Source organism: Ramlibacter sp. (assembly GCF_036383835.1).
Taxonomy (GTDB): Bacteria; Pseudomonadota; Gammaproteobacteria; order Burkholderiales; family Burkholderiaceae_C; genus Ramlibacter.
This window is the reverse complement of record NZ_DASVNN010000039.1, coordinates 1-21138: the sequence shown is the minus strand read 5'-3', so window position 1 is coordinate 21138 and position 21138 is coordinate 1. Positions and strand designations below refer to the sequence as shown.

18 protein-coding genes and 1 tRNA gene are annotated in these 21138 nt (G+C 68.1%); 4 read left to right on the top strand and 15 right to left on the bottom strand.

The window, feature by feature from the left end; translation table 11 throughout:
* Positions 1-118 precede the first annotated feature (118 nt).
* The 6 genes from clpX to VF522_RS06710 all read right to left on the bottom strand — a co-directional run bounded on the left by clpX (position 119) and on the right by VF522_RS06710 (position 8140).
* Entirely contained in the window at positions 119-1384 is a 1266-nt protein-coding gene (clpX, locus tag VF522_RS06735) for an ATP-dependent Clp protease ATP-binding subunit ClpX (protein ID WP_330907465.1), read from the bottom strand.
* A gap of 132 nt (positions 1385-1516) precedes the next feature.
* On the bottom strand, positions 1517-2125 hold the full coding sequence (clpP, locus tag VF522_RS06730; RefSeq protein ID WP_330907464.1) for an ATP-dependent Clp endopeptidase proteolytic subunit ClpP: 609 nt from the start codon (positions 2123-2125) through the stop codon (positions 1517-1519).
* Positions 2126-2232: 107 nt separating this feature from the next.
* On the bottom strand, positions 2233-3549 hold the full coding sequence (gene tig / locus VF522_RS06725; protein WP_330907463.1) for a trigger factor: 1317 nt from the start codon (positions 3547-3549) through the stop codon (positions 2233-2235).
* A gap of 26 nt (positions 3550-3575) precedes the next feature.
* Positions 3576-3662, bottom strand: a tRNA-Leu gene (locus VF522_RS06720).
* Between the two features lie 130 nt (positions 3663-3792).
* The gene (locus tag VF522_RS06715; protein WP_330907462.1) at positions 3793-6960 is read right to left on the bottom strand and encodes an efflux RND transporter permease subunit; all 3168 of its coding nucleotides are present in this window, start codon (positions 6958-6960) and stop codon (positions 3793-3795) included.
* 7 nt (positions 6961-6967) lie between these two features.
* A complete protein-coding gene (locus VF522_RS06710) occupies positions 6968-8140 on the bottom strand; it encodes an efflux RND transporter periplasmic adaptor subunit (RefSeq protein WP_330907460.1) in 1173 nt (390 codons plus the stop codon).
* Positions 8141-8240: 100 nt separating this feature from the next.
* Between VF522_RS06710 and hpnC the strand changes: the two genes are divergently transcribed.
* Genes hpnC through hpnE form a run of 3 tightly spaced genes read left to right on the top strand, consistent with a single transcriptional unit; the run spans position 8241 to position 11229 of the window.
* Positions 8241-9098, top strand: coding sequence for a squalene synthase HpnC (gene hpnC / locus VF522_RS06705; RefSeq protein ID WP_330907459.1), 858 nt, complete (start codon positions 8241-8243; stop codon positions 9096-9098).
* Positions 9099-9124: 26 nt separating this feature from the next.
* Positions 9125-9964, top strand: coding sequence for a presqualene diphosphate synthase HpnD (gene hpnD / locus VF522_RS06700; protein ID WP_330907472.1), 840 nt, complete (start codon positions 9125-9127; stop codon positions 9962-9964).
* On the top strand, positions 9964-11229 hold the full coding sequence (gene hpnE, locus VF522_RS06695; protein WP_330907458.1) for a hydroxysqualene dehydroxylase HpnE: 1266 nt from the start codon (positions 9964-9966) through the stop codon (positions 11227-11229). The genes hpnD and hpnE overlap by 1 nt, the downstream gene beginning before the upstream one ends.
* Before the next feature lie 77 nt (positions 11230-11306).
* Here the strand turns inward: hpnE and VF522_RS06690 are convergent, their stop codons facing one another.
* Positions 11307-12002, bottom strand: coding sequence for an HAD-IA family hydrolase (locus tag VF522_RS06690; RefSeq protein ID WP_330907457.1), 696 nt, complete (start codon positions 12000-12002; stop codon positions 11307-11309).
* A gap of 17 nt (positions 12003-12019) precedes the next feature.
* Here VF522_RS06690 and hemH point away from each other — a divergent pair, with 17 nt between their 5' ends.
* Positions 12020-13057 carry a ferrochelatase gene (gene hemH / locus VF522_RS06685; protein ID WP_330907456.1) on the top strand — a complete coding sequence of 346 codons (1038 nt, stop codon included), beginning with the start codon at positions 12020-12022 and terminating at the stop codon, positions 13055-13057.
* Positions 13058-13160: 103 nt separating this feature from the next.
* On the opposite strand, the gene VF522_RS06680 is transcribed toward hemH, so the two are convergent.
* From VF522_RS06680 to VF522_RS06645, 8 genes are all read right to left on the bottom strand, one after another.
* Positions 13161-14030 (bottom strand): alpha/beta hydrolase, encoded by an 870-nt coding sequence (locus VF522_RS06680; protein WP_330907455.1) that lies wholly within the window; start codon positions 14028-14030, stop codon positions 13161-13163.
* A 22-nt stretch (positions 14031-14052) separates the two neighbouring features.
* Entirely contained in the window at positions 14053-15801 is a 1749-nt protein-coding gene (locus tag VF522_RS06675; protein WP_330907454.1) for a carboxylesterase/lipase family protein, read from the bottom strand.
* A 49-nt stretch (positions 15802-15850) separates the two neighbouring features.
* A complete protein-coding gene (locus VF522_RS06670) occupies positions 15851-16981 on the bottom strand; it encodes a branched-chain amino acid ABC transporter permease (protein WP_330907453.1) in 1131 nt (376 codons plus the stop codon).
* 10 nt (positions 16982-16991) lie between these two features.
* On the bottom strand, positions 16992-17972 hold the full coding sequence (locus VF522_RS06665) for a branched-chain amino acid ABC transporter permease (RefSeq protein WP_330907452.1): 981 nt from the start codon (positions 17970-17972) through the stop codon (positions 16992-16994).
* Positions 17969-18694, bottom strand: a complete 726-nt coding sequence (locus VF522_RS06660) for an ABC transporter ATP-binding protein (protein ID WP_330907451.1) — start codon at positions 18692-18694, stop codon at positions 17969-17971. Before VF522_RS06660 ends, VF522_RS06665 begins: the two co-directional genes overlap by 4 nt.
* Positions 18691-19467, bottom strand: a complete 777-nt coding sequence (locus VF522_RS06655; RefSeq protein WP_330907450.1) for an ABC transporter ATP-binding protein — start codon at positions 19465-19467, stop codon at positions 18691-18693. The genes VF522_RS06660 and VF522_RS06655 overlap by 4 nt, the downstream gene beginning before the upstream one ends.
* A gap of 172 nt (positions 19468-19639) precedes the next feature.
* On the bottom strand, positions 19640-20836 hold the full coding sequence (locus tag VF522_RS06650) for a substrate-binding domain-containing protein (protein WP_330907449.1): 1197 nt from the start codon (positions 20834-20836) through the stop codon (positions 19640-19642).
* A 150-nt stretch (positions 20837-20986) separates the two neighbouring features.
* A partial coding sequence (locus VF522_RS06645) for a helix-turn-helix domain-containing protein (protein ID WP_330907471.1) occupies positions 20987-21138 on the bottom strand: 152 nt, incomplete at its 5' end.

Here is a 21138-nt window from a genome sequence, read left to right as displayed (position 1 = left end):
GAAATGCCGAATGACCGCGCTGCGCTCGATGACAAATGACGAATGACGGTCCCGGCCCAGGGTCATCTGTCATGCCGGCGCAGCCGGCAGTCATTCGTCATGCGCAGCCCGGCGAGCGTCATGCCTTCTTGGCCGCCTCGCGATAGACCAGCAGCGGCGGCTTGCTTTCCTCGATGGTGTTCTCGTCGACCACCACCTTCTCGACGTTGCTGATGTTCGGCAGTTCGAACATCGTGTCGATCAGCGACTGTTCCAGGATCGAACGCAGGCCGCGCGCGCCGGTCTTGCGCGCGAGCGCCTTGCGGGCGATCGCCTTGAGCGCGTTGGGCCGCACCTCGAGCTCGACGCCTTCCATGGCCAGCAGCTTGCCGTACTGCTTGACCATCGCATTCTTCGGCTCGGTCAGGATCTGCACCAGGGCGTCCTCGGAGAGCTCGGCGAGCGTGGCGACCACCGGCAGGCGGCCGACCAGTTCGGGGATGAGGCCGAACTTGATCAGGTCTTCCGGCTCGACCTCGCGGAACATGTCCGAGAGGCTGCGTTCCTTCTTGCTCTTCACCGTGGCGCTGAAGCCCATGCCGGACGATTCGGTGCGCTGCTCGATCACCTTCTCCAGGCCGGCGAAGGCGCCGCCGCAGATGAACAGGATGTTGGTCGTGTCGATCTGCAGGAAGTCCTGGTTGGGGTGCTTGCGGCCGCCCTGCGGCGGCACGCTGGCCATGGTGCCTTCGATCAGCTTCAGCAGAGCCTGCTGCACGCCCTCGCCCGAGACGTCGCGGGTGATCGACGGGTTGTCCGACTTGCGCGAGATCTTGTCGATCTCGTCGATGTACACGATGCCGCGCTGCGCCCGCTCCACCTCGTAATTGCAGTTCTGCAGCAGCTTCTGGATGATGTTCTCGACGTCCTCGCCGACGTAGCCGGCTTCCGTCAGCGTGGTGGCGTCGGCCATCACGAAGGGCACGTCCAGCATGCGGGCGAGCGTCTGCGCCAGCAGCGTCTTGCCGGAACCGGTGGGGCCGATCAGGAGGATGTTGCTCTTGGTGAGCTCGACGTCGTCCTTCTTGGCCTTGTCCTTGTGGCGCAGGCGCTTGTAGTGGTTGTAGACCGCGACGGAGAGCGCACGCTTGGCGGCTTCCTGCCCGATCACGTAGTTGTCGAGGTTGGACTTGATCTCGAGCGGCGTCGGCAGGTCGCCGCGGGCCTCGCGCTGTTCGTCACCCGCGGGAAGTTCGTCGCGGATGATCTCGTTGCACAGGTCGATGCACTCGTCGCAGATGAAGACCGACGGTCCCGCGATCAGTTTCTTGACCTCGTGCTGGCTCTTCCCGCAGAACGAGCAGTAAAGCGTTTTCTCGCTGGAGGAGCCTTTTCGGTCGGCCATGGGGGCGGTGCCTTGATAGGTTGATTTCTATGATACAGAAAGCGTCGAGCACCATGACAAATGACTTGGCCGCCCGCAGGCGGCCTGATGACAAATGACAACGTCATCCGTCATTTGTCATTCGTCATCGCCTCACGGGCGTTTTGCGATCACCTGGTCCACCAGGCCGTAGGCTTTCGCCTCGTCGGCCTCGAGGAAATAGTCGCGATCGGTGTCGCGCTCGATCTTTTCCAGGGGCTGGCCGGTGCACGTCGCCAGGATCTTGTTCAGGGAGGCCTTCGTCTTCAGGATGTCGCGGGCGTGGATCTCGATGTCCGTCGCCTGGCCCTGCATGCCGCCCAGGGGCTGGTGGATCATGATCTTGGAGTTGGGCAGCGCGAAGCGCTTGCCCTTCTCGCCCGCGGCCAGCAGGAAGGCGCCCATGGACGCCGCCATGCCGGTGCACAGGGTGCTCACCGCCGGCTTGATGAAGTTCATGGTGTCGTAGATCGCCATGCCGGCGCTCACGCTGCCGCCCGGGGAGTTGATGTACAGCGAGATGTCCTTGTCCGGGTTCTCGCTTTCCAGGAACAGCAGCTGCGCCACCACCAGGTTCGCGGTCTGGTCGTTGACCGGGCCCACCAGGAACACCACGCGCTCGCGCAGCAGGCGCGAATAGATGTCGTACGACCGCTCGCCGCGGCCGGACTGCTCGATGACCATGGGGATCAGGCCCAGGCCCTGGGTATCAAGTGCGCTCATGGGGGGAAATTCGCTCCGTAGTCTTGGCTGTACTTTAGCCTGAATGCAAATGGGGCCTGGGTTGCGCTTCGCAAGTCCCGGGCCCCAGGTGTTGCCTCGACGGCGGCTTACGCCTGCTGCTGCCCCATCAGCTCGTCGAACTCCACCTTCTTCTCGACCGTCCTAGCCTTGGCGAAGACGTAATCCGTGACGTTGTTCTCGATCACGATCGCCTCGACTTCGGCCAGGCGGCGGTTGTCGCCGTAGTACCAGCGCGTCACTTCGGCCGGACGCTCGTAGCTGGCGGCCAGTTCCTCGATGTGCTGCTTGATCTGCTCCGGCTTGGCTTCCAGGCCGTTGGAGCGCACCAGCTCGGCCACCACCAGGCCCAGGCGCACGCGGCGCTCGGCCTGCGGGCGCACGATGTCCTCGGGGATCGGCAGCTTCTCGACGTCCTTCAGGCCGCGCTGCTTGAGCTCGTTGCGCTGGCCTTCGATCAGGCGGTCGATCTCGTTCTGCACGATCGACTTGGGCAGGTCCAGCTCGGACTTCGCCACCAGCGCGTCCATCGCGGCCTGCTTGTTGCGGGACTGCAGGCGGAACTTGACCTCGCGCTCGAGGTTCTTGCGGATGTCGGCGCGCAGCGCGTCCACGGTGCCGTCGGCGATGCCCAGCGACTTGGCGAAGGCCTCGTTCACTTCCGGCAGGTTGGCGCCCTCGATCTTCTTCACGGTGACCATGAAGTCGGCCGTCTTGCCCGCGACGTCCTTGCCGTGGTAGTCCGCCGGGAAGGCCAGCGGGAAGGTCTTGCTCTCGCCCGACTTCATGCCGCGCACGGCCTCGTCGAACTCCTTGAGCATCTGGCCCTCGCCCACCATGAAGGCGAAGTCCTCGGCCTTGCCGCCGTCGAAGGGCTCGCCGTCGATCTTGCCCTCGAAGTCCACCGTCACGCGGTCGCCGGCCTGCACGGCGGCGTCCTGCGCGCGCAGGGCGAAGGTGCGGCGCTGCTTGCGCAGGATGTCCAGCGTGCGGTCGATCGCGGCGTCGCTGACTTCGGTGCTGACCTTGTCGACCTCGGCGCCGCCCAGGTCGCCGATCTTCACTTCGGGGTACACCTCGAACACGGCGTCGAACGCCAGCTCGCCCTCGGGCGCGCCTTCCTTCTCGGTGATCTTCGGCTGGCCGGCCACGCGCAGCTTGGCTTCGTTGGCGGCGGCGGCGAAGGCCTCGCCGACCTTGTCGTTCATCACCTCGTACTGCACCGAGTAGCCGTAGCGCTGCGCCACGACGGACAGCGGCACCTTGCCGGGACGGAAGCCGTCCATCTTGACGGTGCGGGCCAGCTTCTTGAGGCGGTTGTCGACTTCCGACTGGATCGCGTTGACGGGCAGCGTCAGCGTCATCTTGCGTTCCAGCTTGTCCAGGGTTTCTACGGTCACGGCCATGATCTATCTCGGTTGGGGAAAACGCGTGGTGCGCGGGGTCGGACTCGAACCGACACGCCATTGCTGGCGTCAGGACCTAAACCTGGTGCGTCTACCAATTTCGCCACCCGCGCAGGTCATTGGAAAGGGAAAGCGGACGGCCAGGGTACCCCGACCGCCCGCTCGAATCCGGTCAACCGGCGATTTTAACCTTCCCTCCGTCATCCCCGCGCGGGCGGGGACCCAGAGGACGCGCGAAGCGCGTCAAGCGGGCTGGAAGCCCTGGGTTCCCGCCTGCGCGGGCATGACGTTTTCACGCTTCACCCGGAACCAGGCCGCATACATCGCCGGCAGCGCCAGCAGCGTCAGCACCGTGGCCACGATCAGGCCGCCCATGATCGCCACCGCCATCGGGCCCCAGAAGACCGAGCGGGAGAGCGGGATCATCGCCAGCACCGCCGCCGCCGCGGTCAGCACGATGGGGCGCAGCCGCCGCACGGCCGCCTCGACGATCGCGTCCCAGGCCGGCACGCCGCGGGCGCGGTCCTGCTCGATCTGGTCGATGAGGATCACCGAGTTGCGCTGGATCATGCCCATCAGCGCGATCACGCCCAGCAGCGCCACGAAGCCGAAGGGCCGGTTCAGCACCAGCAAGGCGCCCGCGACGCCGGCGATCCCCAGCGGACCGGTCAGGAACACCAGCATGGCGCGGCTGAAGCTCTGCAGCTGCAGCATGAGCAGCGTGAAGGTGAGGAACAGCATGATCGGCACGCCGGCCGCGATCGAGGACGAGCCCTTGCCGCTTTCCTCCACCGTGCCCGCCACCTGGATGCGGTAGCCCGCCGGCCACTTCGCCTCCAGCGCGCGCAGCTTCGGCAGCAGCTCGTTGGTGACGGTGGCGCCCTGCAGGCCTTCCACGATGTCGCTCTGCGCCGTGATGGCGTAGTTGCGCCCCTCGCGCCACATCACGCCCGGCTCCCAGGTGAACACCGGCTTGGCGATCTGCGTGAGCGGGATCGACTTGCCCGAAGTGGTCGGCAGGTAGGCGTTGGCGATGTCGGTGATCGCGTTGCGCTCCTCCAGCGGCTGGCGCAGCACGATGTCGATCAGCTTGTCGCCCTCGCGGAACTGGCCCACCGGCGTGCCGTTCAGGATCGTGCGGCTCGCCTGCGCGATCGACTGGCTGGTGACGCCCAGGGCGCGCGCCTTGGCCTGGTCGACCTCCAGCCGCACCACCTTCACCGATTCGTTCCAGTTGTCGTTGACGCCGCGCGTGTTGGGGCTGGCGCGCATCACGGCCTTCACTTCATCGGCGCGCTCGCGCAGTTCGATCGGGTCGGTCCCGACCACGCGGAACTGCACCGGATACGGAACCGGCGGCCCGTTGGGCAACAGCTTCACGCGCGCCCGCACTTCCGGGAATTCCTGCGCCAGCATGCCGGGAAGCTCCACCCGCAGCTTCTCGCGCGTGGCCAGGTCCCTGGGCTGGATGATCAGCTGCGAGGCATTGCTCTGCGGGAAGATCTGGTCCAGCGGGAGGTAGAAGCGCGGCACGCCGGAGCCGACCCAGGTCGTCACCGCGGTCACGCCGGGCGTTCCCATCAGCCGCTTCTCGAAGCGCTTGGCGATTTCCTCGCTGGCGGCGAAGGAGGTGCCCTCCGGCGTCCACAGGTCGACCAGGATCTCCGGCCGGCTGGAATCGGGGAAGAACTGCTGCTGCACCTTGCCCATGCCCGCGATGCCCAGCGCGAAGGTGAGCAGCGTCGCGCCGATGGTGATCCAGCGGTGCTGCACGCACCAGTCCACGGCATGGCGGAAGCCCCGGTAGAACGGCGTGTCGAAGTGCTCCTGGTGCTCGGCGGACACCGGCTTCGGCTTCAGGAAGATCGTGCCGAGGTAGGGCACGAAGTAGACCGATACCAGCCAGCTCAGGACCAGCGCGATCACCGTGACGGCGAAGATCGCGAAGGTGTATTCGCCCACGGTGGAGCGCGCCATGCCGATCGGCAGGAAGCCGGCGGCGGTGATCAGCGTGCCGGTGAGCATCGGCATCGCGGTGACCTCGTAGGCGAAGGTGGCGGCGCGGACCTTGTCGTAGCCCTCCTCCATCTTCCGCACCATCATCTCCACGGCGATGATGGCGTCGTCCACCAGCAGGCCCAGCGCGATGATCAGCGAGCCGAGCGAGATCTTGTGCAGGCCGATGCCCCAGTAGAACATCGCCAGGAAGGTCACGGCGAGCACCAGCGGAATGGTGATCGCCACCACCAGGCCGGGACGCATGTCGACGTACCAGCGCTTCCACGGCGGCAGGCCGGCGCCGGGCCGCTTGTGCAGGCCCAGGCTGATGAAGCTCACGGCCAGCACGATCACCACGGCCTCGACCAGCACCCGGACGAATTCGCCGACCGAGGTGGCCACCGCCTTCGGCTGGTCCTGCACCTGCACCAGGCGGATGCCCGCGGGCAGGCCGTCGTCGATGCGGCCGGTGGCGGTTTTCAGCGCGTGGCCCAGGCGGATGATGTCGCCGCCCTTGGCCATCGACACGCCCAGCGCGACGACCTCCTTGCCGCCGTGCCGCACCTTCACCTGCGGCGGATCGACGTAGCCGCGCTTCACGTCGGCGATGTCGCCCAGCCGCAGCTGGTTGCCCGAACCGCCGCGGATCGGCATCGCGCGCAGCTGCTCCACCGCCTCGAACTGGCCGGCCACGCGGACCTGCACGACGTCGGCCGGCGTCTGGATCGCGCCGGCGGACTCCACCGCGTTCTGCTGCGCGAGCTGCTGCAGCACCTGGTTCATGTCCAGGCCCAGCTGCGCGAGGCGCTTCTGCGAAATCTCGACGTACAGCTTCTCGTCCTGCACGCCGAACAGTTCCACCTTGGCGACGTCGGGCACGCGCAGCAGCTGCTGGCGCACGTCGTCGGCGAAGGTCTTCACCTCCGCGTAGCTGTAGCCGCCGTCGGCCTCCAGCGCGTAGATCACGCCGTAGACGTCCCCGTATTCGTCGTTGAAGAAGGGGCCGACCACGCCGCCGGGCAGCGTGCCGCGCATGTCGCCCACCTTCTTGCGCACCGTGTACCAGACGTTCGGGACCTCCGCCGCGCGCGAGGAGTCCTTGATCTGCAGCACGACGAGCGTCTCGCCCGGCTTGGAGTAGCTGCGGATGATGTCCGCATAGGGCACTTCCTGCAGCGTGCGCTCGATCTTGTCGGTGACCTGCTCGGCGACCTGCTGCGCCGTGGCGCCCGGCCAGAACACGCGGATGATCATCGCGCGGAAGGTGAAGGGCGGATCCTCGTCCTGCCCGAGCTGGAAGTAGGCGGCGGAGCCCAGCACCATCAGCACCACCATCAGGTAGCGCGTGAGGGCCGGATGTTCGAGCGCCCAGCGCGAGAGGTTGAACCGCTCGCGGTTTTCGGCTTGCTGCATGGCGGCCTCAGCGCGTGAGGGTTGCGGCCTGGGCGGCGCCCGCGGTGGGCTTGCCCGGATCCTGCGTCGCGACCGGTGCGACGGCGGAGGTCTTCTCCTGCCACACCGTGACCTTCTGGCCGGGCGCGAGCACGTGCACGCCCGCCGTCACGATCTGCATGCCGGGCGCGAGGCCGGCGGCGATCACGGCGTCGTTGCCGTCCGCGGTGGCGACCTGCACCGGCTGCGAACGCACCGTCATCGTCGGGCGGTCCAGCACCCAGACGGCGCTGCCCTTGCCCTCCTGGCGCAGCGCGCTGGTCGGGATCTTGATCACCTGCGCGCCGGCATGGCTCAGGGCCTGCGGCATCACGGTGACGGTGGCACCCAGCGGCGGCTGCGCGGCGCCTTCGATGGACACCTTCACCGGATAGGTGCGGGTCACGGGGTCGGCGCTGGCGGCGACTTCGCGGATGCGGCCCTGCAGCTCGGTATTGCCGGCCCACAGGCGCAGGTTCACGTCGGTGCCCGCGCGCAGGGAGGCCACCTTGTCTTCGGGCACGGAGAACGCCACGTCGCGCGGGCCATCGGCGGCGATGCGCACGACCGGGCTGCCGGCCGAAACGACCTGCCCCGGCTCCGCCTCCACCGCGGTCACCACGCCGGAGACGTCGGCCACCAGGCGCGTGTAGCCGGCCTGGTTGCCCTGCGACGCGAGCTGCGCCTGCGCCGCTTCGAACTGCGCCTGCGCCGCCTTCAAAGTGCTCTCGCGGCGCTCCAGTTCGGCGCCGCTGATGAAGTTCTGCTCGCGCAGCGTCTGGTAGCGCTTGTAGTCGGCGGCCGCCAGGTCGCGATTGGTCTGGGCGGCCGCGAGCTGCGCGCGGGCCGCTTCGGCGGCGAGCCGGTAGTCCTGCGGGTCGAGCTGCGCCAGCACGGCGCCGGGCTGCACGTGCTGGCCGACCTCGGCCTGCCGTTGCGTGATCTTGCCGGCGACCCGGAAGCCCAGGCGCGACTCCAGCCGCGCGCGCACCTCGCCCGAGAACTCGTACCGGCTCTGCAAGCCCGATGCGCTCACGGTCATCACCTTCACCGAGCGGACGGGCTCCGGCGGCGCTTCGCTGCGGGAACAGCCGGCGAGCACGGCGGCCGCGAACAAGGCCGCGCTCCAGGGCGCCAGGCGTGAAGAAATGAGGTGTCTCATGGGGCGGATCCGTGAAGTCTGCGCGGACGCAGCTCCTTAATGACTGACCGGTTAGTAATCTAGGAGAAACCCGCAGAGCCTGTCAAGCGACAATCCGGAGGTGACCGCCCCCTCCGACGACCGGCATCGCCCGGTCGAGCACTACGAAAACTTCCCCGTTGCCTCCTGGCTGTGCCCCCCTCGGCTGCGGCGGCCGATCGCTGCCATCTATTGGTTCGCTCGTACGGCCGACGATATCGCGGATGAAGGGAGCGCGACAGTGGATACCCGGCTCGCCGACCTGGATACATATGGAAACGACCTGGTCGCGTACCTCGCAGGCAACAGCGGTTCGGGCCGCTGGCCCGGCGTGTTCGCCGCCCTCGCCACGGCCGTGCGCGAATTCCGCCTGCCGCCAGCCTTGCTCCACGCCCTGCTCGACGCCTTCGAACAGGACGCGCGCAAGTCGGGCGCCGGCGAGGGCTACGCGGATCGCTGCGAACTTCTGGATTACTGCAGCCGCTCGGCCAACCCCGTGGGCCGGCTGCTGCTGCACCTTTATGACGTGCACGATCCCGTCGCGCTCGCCGAGAGCGACGCGATCTGCAGCGCGCTGCAGTTGATCAACTTCTGGCAGGACCTCGGCGTGGACGTGCCCCGCGGCCGCTACTACCTGCCCGCCGAAGACTGCCGCCGCCACGGCATCGACCCGCACCGGCCGGCCACCTGGGCCTCGCATCCGGCCACGCCCGCGCTCGTCGCGGAGCTGTGCGCCTGGGCGCGCGGCCTGATGCTCTCGGGCGCGCCGCTGGTGCACCGGATCCCCGGACGCGCCGGCTGGGAACTGCGCCTCGTGGTGCAGGGCGGCCTGCGCATCCTGCGCCGGATCGAACGATTGCAGCACCGCACGCTGCAGGCGCGGCCGAAGCTGGGACCCGTCGACGTGCCCCCCATGCTGTGGGCGGCGGCGCGGATGTGAGAATCACGGGCTTGCCACAAGAACGAATGACGCCGGAACAGTACGTCCAGGACAAGGCCGCCGCCTCGGGCAGCAGCTTCTATTACGCCTTCCTCTTCCTGCCGCCGCCGCGGCGCGCCGCCATCACGGCCTTCTACGCCTTCTGCCGCGAGGTGGACGACGTCGTGGACGAAGTGACGGACCCCGGCGTCGCGCGCACCAAGCTCGCCTGGTGGCACACCGAGGTGGGCCGCGCCTTCGCCGGCCAGCCCTCGCACCCGGTGATGCAGGCCCTGATGCCCAGCGTGCCGGCCTTCGGCATCGAGCAGGAACACCTGCAGGCCGTGATCCGCGGCTGCGAGATGGACCTGGAGCAGACGCGCTATCTCGATTTCACCGGCCTGGAGCGCTATTGCCACCTGGTGGCCGGCGTGGTCGGCGAAGTCGCCGCCCGCATCTTCGGCCAGACGGAGGCGCGGACCACCGAGTACGCGCACAAGCTGGGTCTCGCTTTCCAGCTCACGAACATCATCCGCGACGTCGGCGAGGACGCGATGCGCGGCCGCATCTACCTGCCCGTCAACGAGCTGCAGCAGTTCGACGTCAAGGCGCACGAGATCCTCAAGCGCCAGCACTCCGACCGCTTCGTCGCGCTGATGCGCTTCCAGGCACAGCGGGCGCACGCGCTGTACGACGAGGCCCTGGCGCTGCTGCCGGCGGAAGACCGCCGCGCGCAGAAGCCCGGCCTCATGATGGCCAGCATCTACCGCACGCTGCTGCGCGAGATCGAGGACGAGAACTTCCAGGTGCTGAACCAGCGCATCAGCCTCACGCCCGTGCGCAAGCTCTGGCTCGCGTGGAAGGTACAGGCGCTGGGGCGCATGTAGTGGCGACGCGCGTCGCCATCGTCGGCGCGGGCTGGGCCGGGCTCGCCGCCGCGGTCCGCTGCGTCGAGCGCGGACACCAGGTCACCGTGTTCGAGGCCGCCCGCACGCTCGGCGGCCGGGCCCGCACCCTGTCCGTGGCGTTGCCGGACGGCAGCGCCGTGCTCGTCGACAACGGGCAGCACATCCTGATCGGCGCCTATCTCGAGACGCTGCGGCTGATGGAGACGGTGGGCGTGCGCCCGGACGACGTGCTGCTGCGAATGCCGCTGGTGCTGCGCGATCCGGCGGGCAACGGCCTCGCGCTGCCGCCGTGGCCCGCCCCGTGGGACGCGGTGGCGGGCATCCTCCGTGCCCGCGGCTGGAATTGGGCCGACAAGCTGTCGCTGCTGCGGGCCTCCATCCGCTGGCAGCTGGCGGGCTTCCGTTGCGCACCCGAGGCGAGCGTCGCGGATCTCACGCGCGACCTCACTCCGCGCGTGCGCGCGCAGCTGATCGATCCGCTGTGCGTCGCCGCGCTCAACACGCCGGCGGAGCGTTCCAGCGCGCAGGTGTTCCTGCGCGTGCTGCGCGACGCGCTGTTCGGCCGCGGCCACGGCGATTGGGGCGGCTCCAACCTGCTGCTGCCGAAGCAGGACCTGGGCGCCCTCTTCCCGCATGCGGCGCAGGACTGGCTGGAGGCCCGCGGCGCCGAGGTGCGGATCGGGCGGCGCGTGCAGGCCCTGGTGCCGCAAGGCAATGGGTGGAGCGTGGACGGCGAGTCCTTCGACATCGTGATCGTCGCCGCACCGTCCAATGAAGCGGTCCGCCTCGTCGAAGCCAGCGCCGTCGCAGCGGGCGACTGGCTGCGCGATGCGCGCGCCTTCGCCTTCGAGGCGATCGCGACGGTCTACGCCACCGGCGGTCCTCGCCTGCCCTTGCCGATGCTCGCCCTGTCCTCGGGCCCGGCGCAATTCGTCTTCGACCGTGCCCAGCTGGGCGGCCCGGCCGGCCTGCTCGCCTTCGTGGTGAGCGCGAGCGTCGCGGACAAGGAGCGCATCGAACGCGACGTGATCGCGCAGGCCTCCGCATTGGGGTGGGACCTGCAGCCGTTGCAGACGGTGGTGGAGAAGCGCGCGACCTTCGCCTGCGTGCCGGGCCTGCGCCGGCCGCCGATCGCCATCGCGCCGGGACTGTGGGCTTGCGGAGATTACGTGGAAGGGCCGTATCCGGCGACGCTCGAGGGCGCGGTTCGTGCCGCGCTGCAGGTGGCGGATCGCATCTCGTAGGGTGGGCACAAGCTCCGCTTGCCCACCATCCTCGCCGGCACACACGGTGGGCAAACAAGTTTGCCCACCCTACGGGATCAGGCCGTCATCAGGTCCTGCAACTCGCCCAGATGCGTCAGCGTCAGGTGCGGCTCCTGCTCGTGCGGCCAGGGCGCATCGCCGCGATTCAGCCACGCCGCCTGCATGCCGGCATTGAGCGCACCCAGGGCGTCCAGCGTCGCGTCGTCGCCGATGTGCAGCACGAACTCCGGCAGGGTGTCGACCGCGCCGGCGGCCGCGTGGAAGATGCGCGGGTCGGGCTTGCCGACGCCGAACTCGCGCGCGCACACCGCCGCGCGGAAGAAGTGCGACAGGCCGATGCGTCCCAGGTCGGCGTTGCCGTTCGACAGCGCCACCACCGGATAGCGCCCGGCGAGGAATTCCAGTGCCGGCAGCGCGTCCTCGAACAGCGTCACACGCTGGCGCTCGGCGAAGAAGGCGTCGAAGGCTGCTTCGGCCAGCGCCGGATCGTCGCCGGCGCGCTGCAGCGCCAGGCGAATCGACTCGCGCCGCAGCGCGCTCATGTCGTGCTTGAGGTCGGGCCGCGCATGGGTCATCTCCCCGCGGATGTCGCGCAGCGCCGCGGGATTGGCGAACAGCGCCGCGGTCATCGGGGCGAACGAACCCAGCCAGTCATGCAATGCTTTCTCGGCCCGCTCGATGACCGGCCAGATCGGCCACAACGTGTCGTCGAGGTCGATCGTGATGGCCTGGATTTTCCCGAGGTCGAACATGGCGGCGAGAATACCGCATGGCCGCGACCGCCCGACCCCTTGACCCTCCCGCCCACGGGCACGGACAGGTGCCCCTCACCGCGGTGTTGCTGTGCAACCTGGGCACGCCGGACGAGCCGACGGCGCCGGCGGTGAAGCGCTACCTCGCGGAGTTCCTGGGCGACCCGCGCGTCGTCGAGATCCCGCGCGCCGCGTGGCTGCCGCTGCTGCACGGCGTGATCCTGCCGCTGCGCTCCGCGAAATCGGCGGCCAAGTACCGGTCCATCTGGACGCCCGAGGGCTCGCCGCTGAAGGTATGGACCGAGCGCCAGGCCAAGCGCCTGCAAGGCTGGCTCGGCGAGCACGGCCATCGCGTGAAGGTGCACTATGCGATGCGCTACGGCAATCCATCGATGGCCAGCCAGCTCGACGCGCTCGCGGAAGCCGGCGCCACGCGCATCCTCGTGCTGCCCTGCTATCCCCAGTATTCGGGCACCACGACGGCGAGCATCGTCGATGCCGTGTCCGGCTGGACGCGCACGCGCCGCAGCCTGCCCGAGCTGCGCTTCGTGAACCGCTACCACGACGACCGCGGCTACATCGACGCGCTCGCCAGGCGCATCGAGCGCCACTGGCGCGAACACGGCCGGCCCGGCCACCTCGTCATGAGCTTCCACGGCGTGCCCGAGCGCACCCTGCGGCTGGGCGATCCCTACCACTGCGAATGCCGCAAGACGGCGCGACTGCTCGCCCAGCGGCTGCAACTGGCGGAGACGCAGTTCACCGTGAGTTTCCAGTCGCGCTTCGGCAAGGCGAAGTGGATCGAGCCGTACACGCAGCCCACGCTGGAAGCGCTGGCGCGCGCGGGGACGCAACGCGTGGACGTCGTGTGCCCCGGATTCACCAGCGACTGCCTCGAGACGCTGGAGGAGATCGGGATGGAGTGCCGCGACGCCTTCCTCGCCAACGGCGGGAAGGAGTTCCATTACATCCCCTGCCTCAACGACGAAACGGAGTGGATAGCCGCACTCGGGAACATCGCGCTGCAGCACCTCGCCGGGTGGCCGACGCAATAGTCGTCATTCCCGCGAAGGCGGGAATCCAGCGCGTCCAAAGGAGAAAGCGGCGCATTGCGCCGCCTTTCAAAGCCCTGGGCCCCCGCCTGCGCGGGGGTGACGCTCATCGATCCGCCCGCTCGATGAACGACCGGACCAACTCCAGCTGCGCCGGCACGTTCAGCGCCGGCGCATGACCCACCCCCGGCACTTCCACCACGCGCATCAGTCCGATCTTTCCCGGCCCGCGCGTCATCATCTCCTCCACCGCGTCGCGCGGCACGAGGTCCGACTCGGCGCCACGAAGCAACAGCACGGGGATGCGCAGCCGGTCGTAGTGCTCCCACAGCTCGTAGTCGTGCGGATGGTCGATGAACTGGCGCACCATCGCCGGGTCGTAGTGCGGCGTGACGCGGCCGTCCGGCAGCCGCCGCGTGGAGGTCTCGGTGAGCCGCCGCCACTGCGCATCGCTCATCCAGCCGTAGGGCTTGTAGACCTGCCGGAAGAAGGCCTCCAGTTCGGCCATCGAACCGAACGCCGGCGGATTGCCCGCGTAGTTGCGGATGCGCTCCAACGCCGCCGCGGCCAGGCGCGGCGCGTTGTCGTTCAGCACCAGGCTCTGGATGCGCTCCTTCAGCTTCGGCTGGAACAGCCCCGACGCGCACACCGTGCCGATCGCGCCGCCCATCGAGGTGCCGACCCAATGCGCGCGCGCAATGCCCAGCTTGTCGAAGAGCTCCGCCGCGATACGCGCATAGAACTCCAGCCGGTACTCGTTCACCGGGTCCGGGCTCCACTGGCTGAAGCCGCGCCCGATCGTGTCGGGACAGATCACGCGCCAGCTGGAGGAAAGGTGTTCCGCCAGTTCGTCCATGTCGCGCCCGGTGCGCGCCAGGCCATGCCAGGCGACCACCGTGCGCGCGTGCTGCGCGCCCCACTCCGTGTAGTGGATCTCGCGTCCCGCGCAGATCACATACTTCGAACCGAAGGGCATGTCCTTTCCTCCTCGACGCCCGTCACTCGGCGTGGATCGCCTTGTTGTCCAGCGTGGCGTCGAACACCATCCGTCCCGGCCAGGCCGGCCACGCGGTGCCGAGCGCGGTGTTGTTCGGGTCGCCGTTGCGCGCGAAGGCGGACACCGTCTGCATCATCGCGGCCGACAGTTCCAGGCGGCCCGGCGCGTTGGCGGTGTTGAACCACACGTTGCCGAACAGCGAGGGACCGAAGTTGCCGAAGAGGAAGGGCAGGTCCACCACGTGCACGGCACCGTAGATGTCGTTCCACGGCGCGGGCTGCTTGGCCCAGTCGAAGCGGTAGTACCAGACGTCGCCCTGCTGCGTCTTCAGCGCATCCAGCACGTTGTCGCGGCTGCGCAGGAAGAACACGCTGTTCAGCAATTCCGCCTTCGCGGTGAAGCCGGTGACCGGCGCATTCACCGGCAGGTAGGACGCGGCGATCCACTGCTCGATGGTCGTCTGCGGCGCCGCGTTCGGGTCGTAGGAGAAGTGGTTCGCGAACAGCTGCGCGTCGGTCACGATGCGCGCGTTGCCGACGCCTCCCACCAGCGGCAGGAAGGACGGGAACAGCTTGCCCTCGTCGCGGGTGTTGCCGGCCAGCACGGGCACCTTCACGTAGTTGCCGGCCTTGATCGCCTCGATCGGATTGGACGCGACCACGGTGCCGTCCGGGATCGGGCCGGATCCGGCCAGCAGCGGCATGCGCGTGAGCAGCGTCGTGAACAGCTGGCCCGGCGTCCTGGAGCGCATGTAGGCAGCGATCTCCGCCGGCGTCTTCGTCGCGATGTAGAGGTTCGCGGAAGCCGTATCCGTCGCCAGACCGTCGACGATCAGCAGGTTCTGCAGCAGGGTGACGCCCTGGGCCTGGTACTGCAGCAGCGGCGACAGCGTCGGGATGCTGCCAGGCGGCAGGTTGGTGGCCAGCGAGATGCCGCCGGAGAGCGGCACGGTGCGATGGAACAGCTTCGGGCTCGCCGCCGTCATCAGCGGCGAGGTCTGCAGCGCCCAGACGTTGATGGCGCCGGCGGACTGGCCCATGATGGTCACGTTGCCCGGATGGCCGCCGAACGCGCGCGCATTCTTCTGCACGAACTCCAGCGCCTTGATGCTGTCCAGCAGCGTGAAGTTGCCGGAGTCGTTCGCCGCGTTGCCGGTCTTCAGCTGCGCGAGGTCGAGGAAGCCCAGGATGCCGACGCGGAAGTTGGCCGTGACGACCACGGCGTTGGCCTTGCGGGCCAGCGCGGCGCCGTCGTACACCGGGTCGGCGGTGTAGCCCGAGACGTTGCTGCCGCCGTGGAAGAACACGATCACCGGCAGGTCTGCCTGCGGGCCTGCCGGGCGCCAGACGTTCAGGTACAGGCAGTCTTCGTGGCCGACGGCCTGGTTCAGCGTCGTGCCGATCGTCGCGTCGTAACGGTTGTTGGAGCCCGGCCCGTAGATGCGGCCGTACTGTGCGCAGGCGTTGGCGAAAGCGGTGGTCGTCTTTGCCGTGGCCCAGGAATCCGCGTCCTGCGGCGCCTGCCAGCGCAGCGCTCCCACCGGCGGCTTGGCGTAGGGGATGCCTTTCCAGGAGTAGGTGCCGTTGTCGACGGAGCCGCGCACCTGGCCGAGGTGCGTGGTGCGCAGCATTTGCGCATCCGCGCCGCGGCCGTCGCTGCGCAGGTCGCTCGCCGGTGCTCCCCCGCCGCCACCGCCGCCGCCGCAAGCGGCCATCAGCAGCGGCAGCGCGATCGCGCCGGCGCATGCCATGCGCGCCCGCCAATGCGAACCCAAGCGCCGGACGGACTGCGATGTCTTGTCAGTTCTCAACATAGTCTCCTTTGATGGCGTTGCTGGACGCGGCCGGGGCCGCGGGGGGACGGGAAGGCGTTCGCGGCGGCGGCTGCATCGCGCGCAGCCGGCCGACGACGCCGGTGGGAAAGTAGTAGACCGAGAGCACGAACAGCAGGCCGAGCCAGAGCAGCCAGCGGTCCGGCGACAGCAGCGCGGCGAGCCAGGGCAGCCCGGAGACCGCTTCGCTCGCCAGCTTCAGCAGGTCCTGCAGGTAGCTTTGCGCCACGAGGAACAGGCCGGAGCCGATCGCGGCGCCGTAGATCGTGCCCATGCCGCCGATCACGACGATCAGCAGCACGTCCAGCATGATCTCGAAGGACAGCGTGGTGTCCGGGCCGTTGTAGCGCAGCCAGATCGCGAGCATGGCGCCCGCCAGCGTCGCGAACAGCGCCGACAGGATGCTGGAGACCGTGCGGTACACCACCACGCGGTAGCCGATCGCCTCGGCGCGGAACTCGTTCTCGCGGATTGCCTGCAGCACGCGGCCGAAGGGTGAATTCACGATGCGCAGCATGGCGAGGAACAGCACCACGGCGGCGACGAACAGCAGGTAGTAGCAGACCAGGCGGCCGTCGAAGGTGCGGCCCAGCAGCTCGAACTCGAAGCCGGGCGACAGCACTTCCGGCATCTTGAAGGTCAGGCCGTCCTCTCCGCCGGTGAACTCCGACAGCTGCGAAGCCAGCGTCTGGAAAGCCGCCGCGAACGCCAGCGTGATCATCGAGAAGAAGATCGCGCGCACCCGCAGCGAGAACAGGCCGATGGCGAGCGCGAGCACGAAAGACAACGCGAGCGCGCAGACGATGCCGACGGCCAGCGCGCTCCAGCCCGGGCCCATGCGTGTGGAGGCGATGGCGACGCCGTACGCACCGATGCCGAAGAACATCGTGTGGGCGAAGCTCACGATGCCGGTGTAGCCGAGCAGCAGGTCGAAGCTCGCCACCAGCACCACGAACACCAGCACCTTGGCCGCGACGTTGAGCGCCTTCACGCCGGGGATGAGGAAGGGCGTGAGCGCCAGCGCGGCGAAGATCAGCAGCAGGATGATCGCCAGCACGCGGCTGCGCGGGAAGTCGTTGGAAAGGAGCCGGGTCAGCATCTGGTGCTCCTTACTTGCTCAGGGCATACACACCCTGCGGGCGCCACAGCAGGATGGCCATCATCAGCAGGATGTTGGAGAACAGCGCCATCTTGGGCACCAGGAAGCCGGTGTAGTTGGCCATCAGGCCGACCAGCAAAGCGCCGACCAGCGCGCCGGTGGTGGACCCCAGCCCGCCGATGATCAGCACGATGAAGATCAGCACGTTCACCTGCGCGCCCATCTGCGGCACGACGGTCTGCTGGTACAGGCCCCACATCACGCCGCCGAGGCCGGCGAGCGCGCTGCCCACCATGAACACGCCCACGAACAGCACGCGGATGCGGTAGCCGAGCGACTCCACCATCTCGCGGTCCTGCACGCCGGCGCGGATCAGCAGGCCGATCTTGGTGCGCGTGAGCGTCCACAACAGAAGCCCGAAGACGACGATGCCGACCACCACCGCGATCAGGCGGTACTTCTCGATCGCGGCATCGCCGAAGAACAGGCTGCCCTTCATGGCCTCGGGCAGCGACAGCGGGATCTGCAGCGGGCCCCAGACCACCTTGATCAGCTCCTCGCCGATGATCATCCCGCCCATGGTGATGAGGATCTGCTTCAGGTGGTTGCCGTACACGGGGCGCACGATGAAGCGCTCGAAGGCCAGGCCGATCGCGCCGGCCACCAGCATGGCCACCACCATCGCCGGCAGCACCGCGAGCAGGTTCATCCAGAGGCTGCCGGAGGCGGTGTAGTCGCCCATCGCCCCGAGGACGCTGGTGGCGACGAAGGCCCCCAGCGCGATGAACACGCCGTGGCCGAAGTTCAGCACGTCCATCAGCCCGAACACCAGCGTGAGGCCGGAGGCGATGACGAAGACGATCATGCCCATCGCGAGTCCGGCGACGGTGAGCGTGAGCCAGGTGGACGGCGAGCCGATGAAGGGCAGCACGATCGCTGCCAGCAGCGGCACCAGCGCCAGCGGCTTCCAGTCGAAATCCTTCGCGTTCATAGCGCGAGCCCCAGCAGGGAGTGCTGCAATTCCTCGTTCTCGGCAAGTTCCTTCATGGAGCCCGCATGCACCACGACGCCGTTGTCCATCACGGCCACGGTGTCGCCGAGACGCTTGGCGAAGTTGATGTTCTGCTCGACCAGCAGGATGGTCACGCCGCTCGCCTTGAGCTGCGCGAACGCATCGATCATGTTGTTGATGATGGCCGGCGCCAGCCCCTTGCTCGGCTCGTCGACGATCAGCAGCTCTCGCGGTTCGACGATCGCGCGCGACACGGCCAGCATCTGCTTCTGCCCGCCGGACAGCTTGCCCGCGGGGTGGTTCCAGAACTTCTCCACGGCGGGGAACAGCGAGAAGATCCACTGCAGCCGCTGGCCGTCGATCTGCCCCGCGTGCTTGGCGCCGCGCGCGGCCAGCACCATGTTCTCCTTCACCGTGAGGTCGGCGAAGATGCCCATGTTCTCGGGCACGTAGGCGATGCCGCGCCCGGCGATCTGCGGCGTGGGCGCCTGCGTGATGTCTTCGCTGCCGAACGTGATGCGCCCCTGCGAGGCGCGCCACAGGCCCATGATCGTGCGCAGCGTGGTGGTCTTCCCTGCCCCGTTGCGGCCCAGGAGCATCGTGAGCTGGCCGCGCGGCACGGCGAGGTCGACGCCATGGAGGATGTGATAGGCGCCGATGTGGGTGTGGACGCCCTGCAGCGCGAGGAGATTCCCGCTCATGCGGCCTCCTTCTGCGCGGAGACGCCGAGGTAAGCTTCTTGAACCACCGGCGACGCGATCACCTCCGCCGGCTCGCCGTCCGCCACCAGCGTCCCGTTGTGCAGCACGATGATCCGGTCCGCGAGCTCGCGCACCACGTCCATCTTGTGCTCCACCAGCAGGATCGTCTTGCTCCTGTCGGCCTTCAGCTTGCGGATCAGGTCCAGGATCACCGGCGCCTCCGCGTGGTTCATGCCCGCGGTCGGTTCGTCGAACATGTAGACCTGCGGCTGGAGCGCCATCAGCAGCGCCACTTCCAGCTTGCGCTGGTCGCCGTGCGGCAGGTTGGCGACCAGTTCGTGTTCCTCCTCCTGCATCGCCACCTCGGCCAGGATGCGGTCGGCGCGCTCGACGAGATCCTCGTGGTCGCTCCACACGCTCCACAGGTTCAAGCCGCGGCGATGCCGGCCTTCGCGCGTGGCCTGCACCGCGAGCCGCACGTTCTCCAGCACGGTGAGGCGCGGGAACAGGTTGGTGAGCTGGAACGCGCGGCCGAGGCCGGCGCGGGTGCGTTGCGACGCCGATGCGCCGGACAGGTCGCGGCCACCGAGCGTGACGGTGCCGGCGGTGGCCTTCAGCTGGCCCGAGATCAGGTTGAAGTACGTCGTCTTGCCGGCGCCGTTGGGACCGACGATCGCCGTCAGCGTGCCCGGCTCGAAGGAGCAGGTCACGCCGTTGACGGCCACGTGGCCGCCGAACCGGACCGTCAGGTCGTGGGTGGCGAGTTGGCTCATGCTGGATTCTGGATGAGCGATACCTTCAGCCCGGCAGGGGCGGTATCAAGAACACGGACTACCGGACGCAGAGGTCGCAGAGGTCACGCCGAGGACGCAGAAAACACACTCATCAGGTTTCCTTTCGCGTCCTCTGCGAAACCTTTGCGTCCTCTGCGTCCGGATGCTGGCTTCAACGCTTGTTGCGGATCGGAACCTGCATCTCTTCCGGCTTGATCTCGCGGACCAGTTCCGGCACGCCCCAGGCGAAGGCCGGGTCGACCTTCACCTTGAAGTGGTACATGGACTGCATGGCCTGGTGGTCGTCCTTGCGGAAGGTCATCTTGCCCTTGGGCGTCTCGAAGGACATGCCTTCCATGGCGGGGATCAGCTTGTTGGCACTCGCGTCGCCATTGGTCTTCTTCAGCGCGGTGACGATGGCCATCGCGGCGGAGAAGCCGCCGGCGGTGAAGAAGTCCGGAGGCGACTTGAACTGCCTGTAGTGGCCCGCCACCATCGCCTCGTTCACCGGGTTCTTCGGGATGCCGAAGTAGTAGTAGGTGGCGCCTTCCATGCCCGGGAAGTTCTTGTACGAGGCCATCGCCGGCAGGATGTTGCCGCCGGTGAAGACCTCGATGTTGTAGCGCTGCTTGAGGTTTTGCGCGGCCAGCGCGTTGAAAGGCGGCGTGCCGCCGGCCCAGATCACCTCGACGACCTTGCGGCCCGGCTGGTCCTTCAGCTTGTCGACGATGCGCTGGATGCCGGCGGTGAAGTCCGTAGTGGTCTGCGGCAGGTATTCCTCGTGGACCACCTTGGCGTTCTTCAGGGCGTCCTTGAACGCCTTCACGCCGTCGCGGCCGAACGCGTAGTCCTGCGCCAGCGTGGCGACGACGGTGCCGGCCTTGTCCATCGCCACGGCGTTGGAGATCGCGTCCTGCGAGCTGTTGCGGCCGGTGCGGAAGATGTACTTGTTCCACTTGTCGCCGGTGATCGAATCGGCCACGGCGGGCTCGACCAGCAGGACCTTCTTGTATTCCTCGGCGACCGGCAGCATCGCGAGCGCGACGCCGGAGGAGGTCGGGCCGATGGCGACGTCGACCTTGTCGTCCGAGTAGGCGGTGGCCAGCAGCGACTTGCCGAGGTCCGGCTTGCCCTGGTCGTCCTTCTCGATCACCACGATCTTGCGGCCGTTGATGGTCATGGTGCCGCCAGTGGCGTAGTCCAGTCCCATCATCAGGCCCACTTGCGTCTGCTTGCCGTAGGCCTCCAGCGGACCGGTGCGGCTGTAGACGTGGGCGATCTTGATCTCCTTGCCCTGCGACCACGCCAGCGGCGTGGCAAGGGCGGAGGCGGCGACGGCGGCGGCGGCCACCCAGAGGCGTCGTTGCATGCAATGTCTCCTGATTTGTTGGATCCGAACGGGCGGCTGATGCATTCGCCGTGCCAAGCCCCAAGTCCTTGTCGCACAAGGAAAATCGGCGCGAGGTGTCCGGAGATCAGGCACTTCGAGTTGCCTGAACTTCAGACACATGCCTGATTTTCAGGCAGCCAGTTCGAGCCGCTCGTAAAGCTTCGCGCGGGAGATGCCGAGCAGCCGCGCCGCGGCCAGCTTGTTGCCGCCGGTGGCTTCGAGCGCGGCCTGGATGGCGCTGCGCTCCACTTCGGCCACCTGCTCCGCCAGCGGCCGCAGTG

What these genes read in the sequence shown, in the direction of transcription:
- clpX (WP_330907465.1), bottom strand. Translation starts at nt 1,384, where the DNA reads ATGGCCGACCGAAAAGGCTCCTCCAGCGAGAAAACGCTTTACTGCTCG.
- clpP (WP_330907464.1), bottom strand. Translation starts at nt 2,125, where the DNA reads ATGAGCGCACTTGATACCCAGGGCCTGGGCCTGATCCCCATGGTCATC.
- tig (WP_330907463.1), bottom strand. Translation starts at nt 3,549, where the DNA reads ATGGCCGTGACCGTAGAAACCCTGGACAAGCTGGAACGCAAGATGACG.
- VF522_RS06715 (WP_330907462.1), bottom strand. Translation starts at nt 6,960, where the DNA reads ATGCAGCAAGCCGAAAACCGCGAGCGGTTCAACCTCTCGCGCTGGGCG.
- VF522_RS06710 (WP_330907460.1), bottom strand. Translation starts at nt 8,140, where the DNA reads ATGAGACACCTCATTTCTTCACGCCTGGCGCCCTGGAGCGCGGCCTTG.
- hpnD (WP_330907472.1), top strand. Translation starts at nt 9,125, where the DNA reads ATGACGCCGGAACAGTACGTCCAGGACAAGGCCGCCGCCTCGGGCAGC.
- VF522_RS06690 (WP_330907457.1), bottom strand. Translation starts at nt 12,002, where the DNA reads ATGTTCGACCTCGGGAAAATCCAGGCCATCACGATCGACCTCGACGAC.
- hemH (WP_330907456.1), top strand. Translation starts at nt 12,020, where the DNA reads ATGGCCGCGACCGCCCGACCCCTTGACCCTCCCGCCCACGGGCACGGA.
- VF522_RS06680 (WP_330907455.1), bottom strand. Translation starts at nt 14,030, where the DNA reads ATGCCCTTCGGTTCGAAGTATGTGATCTGCGCGGGACGCGAGATCCAC.
- VF522_RS06675 (WP_330907454.1), bottom strand. Translation starts at nt 15,801, where the DNA reads ATGGCATGCGCCGGCGCGATCGCGCTGCCGCTGCTGATGGCCGCTTGC.
- VF522_RS06670 (WP_330907453.1), bottom strand. Translation starts at nt 16,981, where the DNA reads ATGCTGACCCGGCTCCTTTCCAACGACTTCCCGCGCAGCCGCGTGCTG.
- VF522_RS06665 (WP_330907452.1), bottom strand. Translation starts at nt 17,972, where the DNA reads ATGAACGCGAAGGATTTCGACTGGAAGCCGCTGGCGCTGGTGCCGCTG.
- VF522_RS06660 (WP_330907451.1), bottom strand. Translation starts at nt 18,694, where the DNA reads ATGAGCGGGAATCTCCTCGCGCTGCAGGGCGTCCACACCCACATCGGC.
- VF522_RS06655 (WP_330907450.1), bottom strand. Translation starts at nt 19,467, where the DNA reads ATGAGCCAACTCGCCACCCACGACCTGACGGTCCGGTTCGGCGGCCAC.
- VF522_RS06650 (WP_330907449.1), bottom strand. Translation starts at nt 20,836, where the DNA reads ATGCAACGACGCCTCTGGGTGGCCGCCGCCGCCGTCGCCGCCTCCGCC.